The sequence below is a fragment of the Psychroserpens mesophilus genome (assembly GCF_000826645.1).
GTDB classification, from domain to species: Bacteria; Bacteroidota; Bacteroidia; order Flavobacteriales; family Flavobacteriaceae; genus Psychroserpens; species Psychroserpens mesophilus.
Genome location: NZ_JXJP01000020.1, coordinates 35,702 through 50,894, shown reverse-complemented (window position 1 = coordinate 50,894; position 15,193 = coordinate 35,702). Strand labels below are relative to the sequence as shown.

The following is a 15,193-nucleotide window of genomic DNA, read 5'->3' as shown; positions in this document are numbered from 1 at the left end:
AAATTGTAATCAAAACATGGCAAATGCTGAAAAATTCAATTACGAATACTGCAAATGAAGGCTGAAAATATAGCCGATTTTATCATATTGATTTTATTAGCGCCTCAATTTTAAGTATGTCATAATAATATTCAACTAATTCAGTATTTAGGCGCATTCTATGAATATATTATAGATTTTTGAAGGCCAAAATTAGCCTATGATTAATGCTTATATAAAAGGAACAGGTTCTTATGCTCCTGAAAATATTGTGAAAAACGATTTTTTTGAAACTGTAGGATCATCTGACACATGGATTTTTGAAAATCTCGGAATTAAAGAACGTCGAATTTCAACCGGAGAAACCACAAGTGATTTAGCATATAAAGCCGGATTGCTGGCTATTGAAGACGCCAATTTATCTCCTAATGATATTGATCTTATTATTTTAGCAACAGCAACAGCAGATAGGCTAGCACCTTCCTGTGCTTGCTTTGTTCAAGATAAACTCGATGCTAAAAATGCAGTCGCCTTTGATATTTCTGCGGTATGTTCTGGTGCTTTGTTTGCTACATCAACTGCTGTTCAGTATATAAAATCTGGAATGTATAAAAATGTTCTAGTAATAGGCGCAGATACATTTTCTAATATTACAGATTGGTCACGAAGAGATGCTGTGTTTTTTGGAGATGGAGCTGGCGCCATAGTGATTTCTGCTACAACAGAAGACAAAGGTTTTATTGATTTCATCTTACACACTGATGGCAGTGGTAAGGAGCATTTTACAATTCCAGCAGGTGGTTCTGAACAACCAGCTTCTACTGAAACAGCCAATTCTGGAGGACACTTTTTTCAAATGAATGGCCCTGAAGTTTACAAAACTGCAATAGATGTACTTCCTAAATGTATTAATGAAATACTTTCAAAAAACGAACGTACTATAGAAGAAGTCAAATACTTATTGCCTCATCAGCCTAGCATAAAAATTCTTCAGGAAGTTGCAAGACGCGTGGAGATGCCATTTGAAAAGGTAAAAACCAATATGGATAAATATGCAAATACTTCAGGAGGAACAATTCCTATCATTCTTGATGAAACTTTAAAAACGAACGAATTTGAAAATGGTGATTTATTACTATTTGCAGCTGTTGGTGCTGGTTGGACTTGGGGAACTGCATTATACAAATGGTAGAAACTAATTATCTTTTTGATTAACACATTAAAACTATGCTTTCAAAAACAACATTTTTAATTACTGGTATTGCCGATAAACATTCACTTGCCATGTATGTTGCAAAAGAGATTATTAAACAAGGTGGCAAAGTGGTTTGTACTGGTTTGGGTGTGAGTGCTCATCATGAAAATCTATCAGAAAAAGCAAAAACATTTTTAACTAAAAACTATCAGGATTTCAAGCAAGCCGTTTCAGAAGAATTAGGTGACGCTTCCGTAGAAATTCTAGATGTTACACTGGATGAAAACATAGAATCTTTTGCAAAAAATCTTTCAGACAAAAACATTAAATTAAATGGATTTCTTCACGCTATTGCTATGGATAAAACCATTCGTAATAAAGAAGTAAAACCCTTATTAGAGGTCACAAAAGCGGAATTTTGTGATACTATGGACGTTTCAGCTTATTCATTTATAAGGTTATCTCATTATTTACTAAAATATAACGTATTACAAACTGGTGCATCAATTTGTGCTCTTAGTTATATAGCTGCTGCCAAAGTAACCTTTCATCCATACCGAAATATTAGCATTGCTAAAGCTGCTTTAGAGAGAATTACAATTGAACTGGCTGACGAACTTGGAAGATCACACAACATAAGAGTAAATACAATTAGATTTTCTCCTTATATGGGAAGTAAAGCTGGTAATGCCACCTTGAATGAAGAAGATGTTCAAATTTCAAATAAAATGAGTCCTTTAGGAAATGCCAAACCAATGGACCTTGCTCATGAAATCACGCATTTATTTAGACCAGATCTTTCTATAACAGGAGAAATTAGACACGTTGATGGTGGTTATCATATCACTGGATAATTAAAATACTTCAACCTTGCTTTAATTTGATTCATTTTTAGATTATATTTTTTTGATAATTAAATTAAATCGTTAAAAGAACCGATAAAAAATTAACTTTGCAAGGTCTTTTAAAACATAAGTATGAATCCATCTACAGCTGGCTGGATAGAAAAATTTTGCTCGCAAATTTCTAAGAAGGGTATTCCGTTTGAGAATTACCATAGCTTGTACACGAGCTTAAAGGACTACGGATTTATTTACGGTGTTAACATCAATATAACTGATAAGATTGATAGAACACTAACCTATTCTGAGGATGAGCTCGCCAAGATGAATCTAATTACGGGATTATATCACATCTATTTTTTTAGAAAAGGAGAAGTTAACACAAACATCTTTATTAAAACTTTATTAGAATTTTATAAATCGCTTGAGGTTTCAGATTTATCTCTTTGGGACAAATTATTTATTGGTAAAAGTGAATCTTCAATGTTAGAACGCTTAATTCATGATAGAGTTCAAATCGATGATAATGTCATCACTAGAAATTTTAATAAGTCAATTACCAATTCCTTATTATTTGTTGATGTATTAACGTTTGATAGTTATTTATCTGAAACTATAGAACCAAAATCCTATGCTGCAAACCTTGAGAGCATCATTATTGGGACCTTATATCAATCGCTTAATTCTAAAAGTAAAATTACAGATTACGACAAGCAAATTATCGACATAATTGAAGCTTCAACTTCAATACCAGATTATGATGTTGACATGGAAGATTTGATTTATGATATTGATTATTCAATTAACATGAATGAAAAAAAATATCTGGTTGATCTCATGTGCTTGTCTATTTGGGATGATGAAATTCTTGAAAAATCAGAATATCAATTTTTAATGCAACTGGCTAAACGACTTGATATGGAAGCCAATGAGATTCAAGATTCTATTTTATGTGTATTCAATTTTCACACAGCCCATAAAAAAGAAGTTCTCTTATTTCAGCAAAAAAATCCTATTTCAAACTTTTACGAAAACTCTTCGCAACTGGTTACAAAACTTATCAGGCGAAATAGCAAACGTATCGTTAAAGAAGTACAGCAGAGTAAAGAATTAATGCTTCTTATTACAAAAGCTACACATTCTGATTTAAGTAAAGACGAACAGAAAAAACTTCAGGCCCAACTTATTGATGTGTTAAAAACGATTCCTAGTTTAGCAATTTTTCTTCTTCCTGGAGGCGCTATTTTATTGCCCATTTTCGCAAAACTAATTCCTAATTTACTACCATCATCTTTTGATGATAATCGTATTGAGAAGTAAATTTTTAAATTAAACTACTCATCTGGTAACAATTATCTAGAATTTGCGTCCAATAGAAAATGCGATATTAATGATAAGTAAAACTTCATTTTTTAAGACCAATACAATTGCTTTCTTAATACCAGTTACATTACTTTTAATACTAGTTTTTATATTAAACTCAACGCTGTTTATAACGCATCAACACACATTATCTCCTTACATCACTATTGATTTTATTCTAACAATTCCGTTGGTCTATTTCTTATTAATACGGAAAACTAAGGTATCAAATCTTACAATTGCTCCTTTTTTAATCGCATGTATTGTAATAGCATCTTATGTGATTCCTGAAACACATCAAGACACCTTAACATTGACCAAAACATGGTTGATACCAATAGTTGAATTGAGTGTCATCACTATAATTATTCTGAAAGTTAGGAAAGCAATTTCGCAATACAAAGTTGCAGCAAACCAGCATCAGGACTTTTATAGTATTCTTCAAGAGACTTGTGCTTCAGTATTACCAACAGTTCCTGCTAAATTAGCAGCTAATGAAATTGCACTCATTTATTATGGGTTTTTCAATTTTAAACGATCTGTTTTAAAACCTAACGAATTCAGTAATTACAGAGGCTCTGGGATTTTATCGACACTTGGTGCTGTCATTTTTTTAGTTGCTATTGAAATGGTAAGCATTCATATTTTGGCTGCAAAATGGAGTTCTATCTTAGCATGGATTCTAACAGGTTTAAGTATATATTCTGCTATCCAGATCTTTGGAATTATCAGATCAATCCCAAAACGACCACTTATAATTAATAAAACTGAATTGATTTTACGCTTCGGAATGTTGAGCGAAACTACCATCCCAATTGAAGCTATTGAAAAAATTGCGTTAGCAAACGCTTCAGATTTTGATAAAGCGAAAAGCACGAAAACTTTATCTCTTTTAGGCGAATTAGAACACAGCAATGTCATAATTCATTTAAAGACACCTCAACAATTACAATTTATCTACGGAAAGCCAAAAAGTTACACCAAACTCTTATTGTTTGTTGATAATCACCAATCATTCAAAGCACAAGTAGCAAGATTACTTTCAAAATAATGTCATTATGGAATTAGTTAATTACTACCACATATTAAAGGTAGAACCTTCAGCAGATTTAGATACAATTAAGAAATCTTTCAGACATGAAATCGCTTTATATCATCCCGATAAAAACAAATCTGAAGGCGCAAAAGCACATTTTGATTTACTGGTAGAAGCTTTTGATATTTTATCTAACGTTGAAAAAAGAAAGGCTTACGATGAGATGTTGAAAGCTTCAGCATCTAACAAACCAGTACTTATTGAACCTAAAAAACAGGAACAATACACGGAGTGGAAAAAGGATGCAAAGAAAAAATCGGATACCTTTAGGCTTACCGATTTATCAGATTTACTCTTACTTGACTTGTTTTTGGATGTTGGATTGAGTAGCTTGTTTTCAGGAACTGACAACTTAATTGAAGGCTTAGAAGATTCACTAGGAGACATCTTCGATATTTTTTAAGTCAGCCAGTCTTTAAATTCTTTCACGCGTTCTCTAGCCACTATGACGTCTTGTTCCTTATATGTATTTAATTTGATTTGCAATCTTGAGTTGGTATAACTTACCATATCATTAATAGCATTCACATTGACAAAAAACTTACGACTGATTCTAAAAAACTTATGAGGTTCTAACTCCTCTTCTAGCTGCTCTAAAGTTGTATCGAGCAAATAATTTCTGCCTTCAGATGTATAAGCATACGTGCCTTTATTTTCGCTGTAAAAGCATTCAATATCATCTATATTAATAAGTTTTAAATGCTGACCAACCTTTACCGAAAATCGCTTTTTATATTCACGTTCAATTGGATTAACCAGCAATTTCTTTATGTCATTAAAATCTAAAGTCACAGATTGCTGCTTAGGTGCACGTTCTTTAAATTTTGAAACTGCTCTAGCCAGATCATCCTCGTCTATCGGTTTTAACAAATAATCTATACTGTTGAGTTTAAATGCCTGAAGTGCATACTCATCATAGGCTGTAGTAAAAATCACTGCTGAGTTAATATCAATTGTTTCAAAGATTTCGAACGACAGACCATCACTAAGTTGAATGTCTAAAAAAATCAGATCAGGATGCTCATTATTTTGAAACCAGTCTATAGATTCTTCAACAGAATGCAACATGGTTTCAGCTTCCATTTGTAATTCGGTCAACATACGTTGTAATCGTCTTGCTGATGGCTTTTCGTCTTCTATTATGATAACATTCATTGCTTCAAATGTAATTTATTGTACATATACTTTACTCCCAAAGAGTGGTTTCCTCTTTGTCTTTCTCCTTTAAAATTTTCTCTATTTTTTTATCTTCCCATGTCTTATTAAAAAGGAATCGTCCTTTAAAAACACTCCAGGCATGTATTAAAATGAAAAGTGTCCATAATACTAAAACTACAATATTTAATGCTGTGATATTATCTGTATATGGACCTTCCTCCATCACATAAAAATTAAGTGAAATTAAAGCTACAACTACAATATACAATGCTAAATGAATATAGAAGATCTTGAGTTGTCTTAATTTATGTTGTGCTTTGATTAGATGTTTTTCGTCGTCGGTATTTGATTTCATTGGTCTAAACTTTTTTATGATTACTCCCAGCGCTGACGCTCCTTTTCCATATACTTTTCAATCTTTTTCTTTTCCCAGTTTTTACCAAATAAGAAGTCTGGACCAAACACACCTAAAAAATGAAAAAAGAGTCCGATTCCCCAAAATAAAGCTGTAGCAAAGGTTCCAAAACTAAAGAGTCTTCCTCCATTTGATACAATTAAAATGATGATGATTACATTGACAATTATATAAGATGCGAGGTGCCAGTAAAATCCGAGTAGTGATTTTACTTTTTTCTGAGCTCGCAAGTAAGCTTCTTCTCTTAGAAACTTATTTTCGGCGCTTGCCATTTGATTATATTCTGTATTGCGTTCCATGATTGTTAAATTTTAATTCCAACGTTGTTGTTCTTCTTCCTCACGCATAAATTTTTCAATTTTACGTTTTTCCCATCCATTTCCAAGTACACCATCGTTTACAAAAACTTTATAGGCGTGAAATGCTAATCCCATTCCCCAACCTAACATTGGGAACCAGAACCATTGAATGGTATGTGGTGTATAACGAAACCAGATAAATATTAAAAATGGGATCACTAAACAGTAAGAGATTAAACTGTAATAAAACTCCTTAAGTTCTTCAACACGTTTACGTGCTCTCACATATCTGTCGTCAAAATTTGATTTTGGTTCTATTGCTCTCATAATTGATACTTGTTTTGTAAGCATTGGTATTGCTACTGCAAAACGGCTTGCTTGTTGATTGATTGATACTTTTTTATTTGATAATAAGTTGTAACGCTGCTTGATATTTTCAAGTCCAACACCACTACTTTTTTTCACAATTTGTTTTGGTTGAAGGTTATTCTCTACAATGAGCATGCCTTCAGATTCATAAATTTTAATGTGCAATGGTTTACTACTTGTAACCATATTATGCTTTACAGCATTTTCTAAAAGCAACTGCAACGATAATGGCACTACTTTACTTTCAGGATCAGACGCTCTATCTGGAATTTCAAAAACAATACTATCTTCAAAACGCATTTTTAGAAGCGACATATAAGTTCTGGCAAAATCTAATTCTTCATCTACAGTAATTAAATCCTTATTTTTTTGCTCCAAAACATATCGATATACTTTTGATAATGATGTGGTGAACTTTTGAGCATTCTTTGGATTTTCTTCAATTAAACTGGTTAATACATTCAAGCTATTAAACAAAAAATGCGGATCTAACTGATTTTTCAATGCATCGAACTTTGCACTTGCTGCACCTGCAATGACCTTTTGCTCTTTAATTTTATTCTTCTGATATCTGTTATAGAAAAATATGACATGAAATATTGAGACAATGGTTAGCGTAATCCATAATCCGAAGGAATAACCTCTCCATGTTTCATTTTGAATAAATGTATCAAAAGGAACATCATATATAATTACTGAAGTAAAAGTTCTTAAAAAGAATAATCCTAATAAGGTAATTATGGTTGATCCCAAAATTCCAATAACGATTCGTTTGATGGTATCACCTTTTCTCCAGTTGCGACGTTCCATGTAGTCGAAAAAAGCCATGTTAGAATACCCAAGAACAAAAGAATACAATTGGTAAAATCCAAAATCAACTAAAAACTCATTAACCGATTCAAAATGAAATCCTCCTTGGAGCATATTACCTATTACAAATACAACAGATCCAATGATAATTGTGATGATGATATTTTTAGATGATTTTGTCATGATAAATTACTCTTTACAAGAATTCATAATTTGTTCAGCACGTTCTTTTCCCCAATTAGGATGGAAATCACTTTCAGCTTTAAAGTTAGCAAAAAGTTCTAAGGATTTCTCAATCTCTGAGCAAAACGGCTTGGTATCTTGTCCGAAGTACTTAGCACTTCCCATTCCCCATTCTGCTTTACTAAAAACGACTCTTGGATTGTTAGGAGCCATGGCATAAGCATTACTGTATAACTCTGTAATTTTTCCAGAATATTTCATCCCATAGGTCATACCGTCAAAAGCAACCCAATTGGTTAGTACGTGTGCTTGCATTACCATAAGCTCTGGATTATCCTTGCTGATAGCCATTGCAGAATTTAGATGTTCTTGAGCCTTGTCTAGTTGAGATTTCAATTTAGCTTCGTCTTTCTCATTCCAGCTTTTTAAGCTATTAATTTGTGCGATGTAATAGTGAGGTAACCATTCATCAATTTCAGCATTAGAAATACGTTCGAACATATTTTCGGCTTCATCCATATTGCCTTCCTGCCAAAGCGAAAATGCTTTTTGCATGCCTTTTTCAAAATTAGTTTGAGCAGTTACAACTCCTGATACTAATACAATTGCGATAATTATAAGATTTTTCATGATTTTAAAGTGTTATAGTTTGTGTTATTGATGTATTATTTATTTCAAATTTAGCGTCTTCCCACTTAGGCGGTCCCATAAAACCTCTGGCATTATTAGAGCATCCATAATCTTCCTTTGGAATTCCTAAAAAATTGGAGTCCATTTTTTTGTTTTCGTTTTCATCGTGAAAAAAGGAAATAGCATATATACCATTTGGAACATTTTCAAACTTGATGGTGCAACTATTATTTTCAATTCGACTTATTGTTGATTTAAATCCTTTTCCTAAAAATGAAGCTTCGGTATTATATAATGAAATATAAATATGTCCTTTATTACTTTTAAGATTTTCAATGACTACTGTAATTTCTTGTCCGTTTTGTTCTTGTGCATTTACTAAGGAATGGCTTAATAAAAAGAAAACTAAAATTTTGGCTAGTGTGTTCATGATTCTAATAATTTAGTATTGATGAGACAAATATCTATCACAAGTGTCTATTTATAAAAAGGGAATTACCGAATTGTAATTTTTTATGGATGAATTGTAGCTTGGTAATCATGATTCTAAAATGAAACATAAAAATTGGTATAAATCAATTGAGTTATGAAGCAATAGCCTACTACAATACTTTATATTTATGAATCATGTATTACATTACTTCTTGGTTATCCTCATGTAAGAACAACTTTTAGATTAATAGTTTGAACCATAAAAAAAGCGCAACTCATCGAGTTACGCTTTTTAATTTTTATGAGGTCAATCTTATTAAAACATCTCTCTTCCTGAAAAATGAAAAGCACCTTCAATAGCTGCATTTTCATCACTATCACTTCCGTGAACTGCATTCTCTCCAATTGAAGCAGCATATAATTTACGAATAGTTCCTTCAGCAGCTTCTGCAGGATTAGTAGAACCTATTAAGGTTCTAAAATCTTCTACAGCATTGTCTTTTTCTAAGATTGCAGCTACAATTGGTCCACGTGTCATATACTCTACCAGTTCTCCAAAGAATGGTCTTTCGCTATGAACAGCATAAAACGCTTGTGCGTCTGCAGTTGTCATTTGAGTTAATTTCATAGCTACGATTCTGAAACCAGAAGCAGTAATTTTTTCTAAAATTGCACCAATATTCCCCTTTTCAACAGAATCTGGCTTAAGCATTGTAAATGTTCTATTTGTTGCCATTTGTATTTATTAATTTTGCTGCAAAAGTAATATATTTCTTTAATAATTCGGTATAATCCAATATTAAAAAATTGTATCTTCGTCATCTATGAATAAAGACGATATCAATTCAATTAAAACGCTTTTAAGTTCACCAAAAGCCATTGTAATCATTCCGCATAAAAATCCAGATGGAGACGCTATTGGCTCTTCCCTTGGATTGTATCATTATTTAAAACAATTCAATCACAATGTCATTATTATAGCTCCTAATGATTATCCTGATTTTTTGAAATGGATGCCTGCTGAAGCTTCAATTTTGAAATATGACAATCAAAAAGAAAATTGTGATGCAGTGATTACTAATGCTGACCTTATTTTTACATTAGATTTTAATGCTCTAAGTCGTATTGGAGATATGGAAGCTATCGTGTCGCATTCTGAAGCTGTAAAGATCATGATTGATCATCATCAACAACCTGATGATTATGCAACTTACATGTATTCTGATGTTTCGATGTCCTCAACATGTGAAATGGTTTTTAATTTTATTGAAATGCTTGACGATCTTGATAAAATTAATAGCGACATTGCCACTTGTCTATATACTGGTATCATGACTGATACAGGCTCGTTTCGTTTTCCGTCAACAACAAGCAAAACTCACAATATAATTGGTCAGTTGATTAAAAAAGGGGCAAATAATGCTGACATTCATAATCAGATTTATGATACTAATAGTTACGCCAGATTGCAATTACTCGGTAGAGCATTAAGCAACTTAAAAGTGATTCCTGAATATAGAACTGCTTACATTACCTTGTCTCAGGAAGAATTGAACGCTTTCGACTTCAAAAAAGGAGACACTGAAGGTTTTGTAAATTATGGCCTATCACTTAAAGGCATTATTTTTGCTGCTATTTTTATTGAAAGCCATCAAGACGAAATTATTAAAATATCCTTGAGGAGTAAGGGTGATTTTTCTGTGAATGAAGTATCCCGAACCCATTTTCAAGGTGGTGGACATACAAATGCTGCAGGTGGAAAAAGTGAATTAAGTCTGAGTAAAACAATTGATAAATTTATTAGTATCTTGCCTCAATATAAAAAAGACCTAAATCCATGATGAAACATCTTGATTATTTTCTAAATTCTCTGAAAAACCATATGCAAGATGTTACATGTGACCTTATCAAATTATAGATATTTACACATGAAACCTATACTTTACTTACTATTAATAAGTTTTATTTTTGGTTGCAAGTCGCCAGATGCAAGACGACCAGAATCGGTTCAATCTGGTTCATTTATCAAAGCTTCAGCTGAAAGAAATATTAAGCTCAATAAGAAAGAGCAAGCATTAATTCAAAAGATAATAGCTAACAATCCTGAACAAGACTATATTGCTTCGGAAAGCGGATTTTGGTATTATTACAATACTAAAATTGAACAAGACACCATTACGCCTCAGTTTGGTGATATTGTTAGTTTTAAATACAATGTTAAAGATTTAAATGAGAATACTATTTATACAGAAGATGAAATTAGTATTCAAAATTATGCCATGGACAAAGAGGAATTATTTACAGGACTTCGAGAAGGCTTAAAACTTATGAAACCTGGTGAAGTTGTTACTTTTTTATTTCCGTCTCAAAAAGCTTATGGCTACTATGGAGATGCCAATCGAATAGGCACAAATATTCCATTAATTTGTAAAGTAACTGTAAACACAATTATACAAAACCAATAAAACTCTTATGAAATTGATTAGCAAAACCTTACAACTTTTTGTGCTGTTTTTACTTTTAACGGCAACCTCATGCAATGAAGAATATCCTGATTTGGAAGATGGACTCTATGCTGAATTCATAACAACCAAAGATACCATGATTGCTAAATTGTTTTACGACAAGGTACCTGTGACTGTAGCGAATTTTGTAGCTTTAGCTGAAGGAACACATCCTATGGCTGACGAAGAATTCAAAGGAAAACCGTATTATGATGGATTGACTTTTCATAGAGTTATGGATAACTTCATGATTCAAGGTGGTGATCATACTGGTACTGGTTCTGGAACTCCTGGATACAGATTTACAGCAGATTTTAGTCCTGAACTAAAACATGATAAACCTGGCATATTGTCTATGGCAAATGGTGGTGGTTTTAATACCAATGGTGGACAGTTTTTTATAACTGAAGTACCTTATCCTAGCTTGGATGCCTACAATCCTGATGGTACCTTAAAACCTTGCGATCAACCTAGAGTAAGTTGTCATTCTGTTTTTGGAGAATTAGTAAAAGGGATTGAAGTACAAGATTCTATCTCTAATGTAAAAACTGGACCAGGCAACAAACCAGTTGAAGATGTTGTGATTACAAAACTGAATATCATACGAAAAGGATCTGCAGCTAAAGCATTTAATGCTGCAAAAGTTTTTGAAGAAGGATTACCTAAAGTTGAACAAGAAATTGCCAGTATTCAAGAAGAGGCACAAAAGAAGGCAGAACAAGAACGTAAGGAACGTGAAGCAAAAATTACAGCTGCTGCTGAAGACACAAAACCTTTATTAGATGATTACCAATCTAAAAGCAAAACTTTAGCTTCAGGCTTAAAGAAATATGTTATTAAAGAAGGTACGGGAGCAAAACCGAAAACAGGTCAATTTGCAATGATTGCTTATGAAGGTTATTTTCTTGACGGACGATTATTTGATAGCAATCTGGAAGCTGTTGCTGATAAATATGGCATGCTGAATCCACAACGAAAAGCTGCAGGAGCTTATGGTCCAACTAAAATGAAAATTAGCCCAGATGAACAAATGATATCTGGATTTAAAGAAGCTATTGCATCAATGAAAGTTGGCGAAAAAGCATTTTTCTACATTCCTTCACATTTGGCATATGGCGAACGTGGAAGAGGTGGAATTCCACCAAATGCTGATTTAACATTCGTTCTTGAAATGACAGAAATAGCTCAATAATTAGATTAATTTACAACATAAAAAAAGCCTTTCAAATTTGAAAGGCTTTTTTTATAAACAAAACGGCGTTCTATTTCTTCGGAATACGTTTTAATATTTCTAAAACAAACTTCCAGTATTTCTGTGCTGATGAAATTTGAGCACGTTCATCTGGTGAATGTGCACCTTTAATGTTTGGTCCAAAACTAATCATGTCCATATCAGGATAATTCGTTCCTAGTATTCCACATTCTAAACCTGCGTGACAAGCCGCAACGTGAGGTTCTTCGCCATTATTCAATTCTTTATATATAGGCACCATCACTTTTAAGATATCAGAATCCATATTAGGTTTCCATCCTGGATAATCACCACTAAACTCAACTTCACAACCTGTTAACTCAAAGGTTGCTCTTAAGCCATTGGCCAAATCCCATTTAGCACTCTCAACTGAACTACGTGTTAAACATCCAATTTTAATATGTCCATCTTTAACTAAAACTCGAGCAATGTTATTAGAGGTTTCAACTAAACCTGGAATATCAGGACTCATTCTGTACACACCATTTAAAGCTGCATATAACGCTCTGGTTAACCCTTCCTGAACACCTAAATCCATAATCTGTTTTGGCGTTTCAACTTTAGAAATTACAATCACTAAATCAGGTTCCATGGTTTTGTATTCCACCTTTATTTCGTTTGCCAAATCGTTCATTTCTGAAACAAAAGCTTCTTCATGAATGGCATCAATAGCGACAATAGCATTACTTTCTCTCGGAATTGCATTTCGTAAACTTCCACCATCAATTTCAGAAATACGCAATCCGAAGTTTTCAAAACCGTCAAATAATAAACGATTCATCATTTTATTAGCATTCCCTAAACCTTCGTGAATTTGCATCCCTGAATGACCTCCTTGAAGACCTTTGACAGAAATCTTATATCCAATTTTAAATTCAGGTGTTTCTTCTTGATCATAGGTTCGTATTGCAGTCACATCAACACCTCCTGCACAACCAACTCCAATTTCATCATCTTCTTCGGTATCCAGATTTAATAAAATATCTCCTGATAAAATCCCTCCTTTTAAACCCATTGCTCCAGTCATTCCGGTTTCTTCATCGATTGTAAATAAAGCTTCAATTGCTGGATGTTCAATATCTGTACTTTCTAAAATGGCCATAATGGTCGCGACTCCCAATCCATTATCTGCTCCTAAAGTTGTCCCTTTAGCTCTTACCCAGTCACCATCCACATACATTGCAATACCTTGCGTATCAAAATCGAAATCTGTATCATTATTTTTTTGGTGTACCATATCTAAATGCGATTGCATGACAATGGTTTTTCTGTCTTCCATTCCCGACGTTGCAGGTTTTTTAATGATAACGTTTCCTACTTCATCTTCTATAGTTTCTAAACCTAAACCAGTTCCAAAATCCTTCATAAATTGAATCACACGTGCTTCTTTTTTTGAAGGTCGTGGTACGGCGTTTAAATCTGCGAATTTATTCCAAAGTGCATTTGGTTCTAGGGCTCTTATTTCTGCGCTCATGATATTTATTTTAAGTTTCGCAAAGGTACATCTTTTTAGTATTTTTGAGTCATGCAGAACTACAAAAAAAGTCTCATAGCCTTCTCTATCATTCCTCAGATTTTATTGCTGAAGGTATTGGCCAATTATCCTGCTTTTGTTGAATCTGTTTACAGTCATGGTCTTTACATCTACATTTCAAGAGGTATGCGATATGTCTTTGGATGGTTGCCTGTTTCAGTTGGTGATTTGCTCTATACACTTTTAGGCTTGTATGTTATTAGATGGCTAATAATTAATCGAAAACGGATTACAAAAGACACAAAACATTGGTGTCTCGATGTACTTTCTGCCATATCAATTGGGTATTTTGCCTTTCATATGTTATGGGCTTTTAACTATTATCGCTTACCACTTCATGAATCTTTAAACATTGATAAAGATTATACAACCGAAGAGTTAATCACACTTACAGACCAAATAATATTAAAAGTGAATGACATTCATTTAAGCATTACTGAAAACGATTCTGTAAAAGTTGAGATGCCGTTCTCTAAGTCGGAGTTATTAAAAATGATACCTGATGGTTACGATCAACTGTCTAAAACATTTCCCTATCTGGAATATCATCCACGAAGCATTAAAAAATCGATTTACAGTTTGCCGTTAACGTATATGGGATTTTCAGGCTATTTAAATCCGTTTACCAATGAAGCTCAGGTTGACGGTTTGATACCTTCTTATAAATTCCCAACAACAGGCAGTCATGAAGTTGCCCATCAATTAGGTTATGCTGCTGAAAATGAAGCAAATTTTATTGGCAGCATGGCTGCAATGAACCATCCGAACATCTATTTTCAATATTCAGGTCATGCCTTTGCATTGAGACATTGTTTAAATGAAATTTACAGAAGGGATCCAGACATGTATGAAACTTTTTTTTTAAAATTAAATAAAGGTGTTTTAAAAAATTATCAGGAAGTCAGAGATTTTTGGGATGGTTATGAAAATATTACCGAACCATTATTTAAGGAGACTTATAACAATTTCCTAAAAGCAAACAATCAATCTGATGGTATGGAAAGTTACAGTTACGTAGTTGCTTTACTCGTGAATTATCATAAATCACATCCGTTAGAATAACGTTAAAGTACTAAAATTTACAACTGACCTTTGTCTTTAATTTTTATCTTTAGAACAAATTAATAAGCAAC

At 33.0% G+C, this 15,193-nt stretch carries 17 protein-coding genes; 9 read left to right on the top strand and 8 right to left on the bottom strand.

Annotated elements, in window-relative coordinates:
* The first annotated feature begins 199 nt into the window (after positions 1-199).
* The 5 genes from TD18_RS12910 to TD18_RS16795 all read left to right on the top strand — a co-directional run bounded on the left by TD18_RS12910 (position 200) and on the right by TD18_RS16795 (position 4,877).
* Positions 200-1,171, top strand: coding sequence for a beta-ketoacyl-ACP synthase III (locus tag TD18_RS12910; protein WP_040253335.1), 972 nt, complete (start codon positions 200-202; stop codon positions 1,169-1,171).
* Between the two features lie 35 nt (positions 1,172-1,206).
* Positions 1,207-2,028 (top strand): SDR family oxidoreductase, encoded by an 822-nt coding sequence (locus tag TD18_RS12905; protein ID WP_040253333.1) that lies wholly within the window; start codon positions 1,207-1,209, stop codon positions 2,026-2,028.
* A 123-nt stretch (positions 2,029-2,151) separates the two neighbouring features.
* The gene (locus TD18_RS12900; RefSeq protein ID WP_040253331.1) at positions 2,152-3,336 is read left to right on the top strand and encodes an LETM1-related biofilm-associated protein; all 1,185 of its coding nucleotides are present in this window, start codon (positions 2,152-2,154) and stop codon (positions 3,334-3,336) included.
* A 70-nt stretch (positions 3,337-3,406) separates the two neighbouring features.
* Complete coding sequence (locus TD18_RS12895) at positions 3,407-4,429, top strand: hypothetical protein (RefSeq protein WP_040253329.1); 1,023 nt, start codon at positions 3,407-3,409, stop codon at positions 4,427-4,429.
* A gap of 7 nt (positions 4,430-4,436) precedes the next feature.
* Positions 4,437-4,877, top strand: coding sequence for a J domain-containing protein (locus TD18_RS16795; protein ID WP_052461178.1), 441 nt, complete (start codon positions 4,437-4,439; stop codon positions 4,875-4,877).
* Here TD18_RS16795 and TD18_RS12885 read toward each other — a convergent pair.
* From TD18_RS12885 to TD18_RS12855, 7 genes are all read right to left on the bottom strand, one after another.
* Complete coding sequence (locus TD18_RS12885; RefSeq protein ID WP_040253327.1) at positions 4,874-5,629, bottom strand: LytR/AlgR family response regulator transcription factor; 756 nt, start codon at positions 5,627-5,629, stop codon at positions 4,874-4,876. The two genes, TD18_RS16795 and TD18_RS12885, sit on opposite strands and share 4 nt — an antisense overlap.
* 31 nt (positions 5,630-5,660) lie before the next feature.
* Positions 5,661-5,987 (bottom strand): 2TM domain-containing protein, encoded by a 327-nt coding sequence (locus tag TD18_RS12880; protein ID WP_040253323.1) that lies wholly within the window; start codon positions 5,985-5,987, stop codon positions 5,661-5,663.
* Positions 5,988-6,007: 20 nt separating this feature from the next.
* Positions 6,008-6,346, bottom strand: coding sequence for a 2TM domain-containing protein (locus TD18_RS12875; RefSeq protein WP_052461177.1), 339 nt, complete (start codon positions 6,344-6,346; stop codon positions 6,008-6,010).
* Between the two features lie 12 nt (positions 6,347-6,358).
* The gene (locus tag TD18_RS12870; protein WP_040253320.1) at positions 6,359-7,708 is read right to left on the bottom strand and encodes a histidine kinase; all 1,350 of its coding nucleotides are present in this window, start codon (positions 7,706-7,708) and stop codon (positions 6,359-6,361) included.
* A gap of 6 nt (positions 7,709-7,714) precedes the next feature.
* On the bottom strand, positions 7,715-8,338 hold the full coding sequence (locus tag TD18_RS12865; protein WP_040253317.1) for a tetratricopeptide repeat protein: 624 nt from the start codon (positions 8,336-8,338) through the stop codon (positions 7,715-7,717).
* A 4-nt stretch (positions 8,339-8,342) separates the two neighbouring features.
* Positions 8,343-8,768 (bottom strand): DUF2141 domain-containing protein, encoded by a 426-nt coding sequence (locus TD18_RS12860; RefSeq protein WP_052461176.1) that lies wholly within the window; start codon positions 8,766-8,768, stop codon positions 8,343-8,345.
* 318 nt (positions 8,769-9,086) lie between these two features.
* The gene (locus TD18_RS12855; protein WP_040253315.1) at positions 9,087-9,506 is read right to left on the bottom strand and encodes a nucleoside-diphosphate kinase; all 420 of its coding nucleotides are present in this window, start codon (positions 9,504-9,506) and stop codon (positions 9,087-9,089) included.
* Positions 9,507-9,594: 88 nt separating this feature from the next.
* Between TD18_RS12855 and TD18_RS12850 the strand changes: the two genes are divergently transcribed.
* The 3 genes from TD18_RS12850 (at position 9,595) to TD18_RS12840 (ending at position 12,466) form a co-directional block, all read left to right on the top strand.
* Positions 9,595-10,611: a DHH family phosphoesterase gene (locus tag TD18_RS12850; RefSeq protein WP_040253313.1), complete on the top strand. Its 1,017-nt coding sequence runs from the start codon at positions 9,595-9,597 to the stop codon at positions 10,609-10,611.
* Between the two features lie 87 nt (positions 10,612-10,698).
* Positions 10,699-11,235 carry a gliding motility-associated peptidyl-prolyl isomerase GldI gene (gene gldI / locus TD18_RS12845; protein WP_040253310.1) on the top strand — a complete coding sequence of 179 codons (537 nt, stop codon included), beginning with the start codon at positions 10,699-10,701 and terminating at the stop codon, positions 11,233-11,235.
* A 7-nt stretch (positions 11,236-11,242) separates the two neighbouring features.
* Entirely contained in the window at positions 11,243-12,466 is a 1,224-nt protein-coding gene (locus tag TD18_RS12840; protein ID WP_040253307.1) for a peptidylprolyl isomerase, read from the top strand.
* 70 nt (positions 12,467-12,536) lie between these two features.
* On the opposite strand, the gene TD18_RS12835 is transcribed toward TD18_RS12840, so the two are convergent.
* Positions 12,537-14,000, bottom strand: a complete 1,464-nt coding sequence (locus tag TD18_RS12835; protein ID WP_040253304.1) for an aminoacyl-histidine dipeptidase — start codon at positions 13,998-14,000, stop codon at positions 12,537-12,539.
* Positions 14,001-14,051: 51 nt separating this feature from the next.
* On the opposite strand from TD18_RS12835, the gene TD18_RS12830 reads away from it, so the two are divergent.
* Positions 14,052-15,122: a DUF3810 domain-containing protein gene (locus TD18_RS12830; RefSeq protein WP_040253302.1), complete on the top strand. Its 1,071-nt coding sequence runs from the start codon at positions 14,052-14,054 to the stop codon at positions 15,120-15,122.
* The last annotated feature ends 71 nt before the right edge of the window (positions 15,123-15,193 follow it).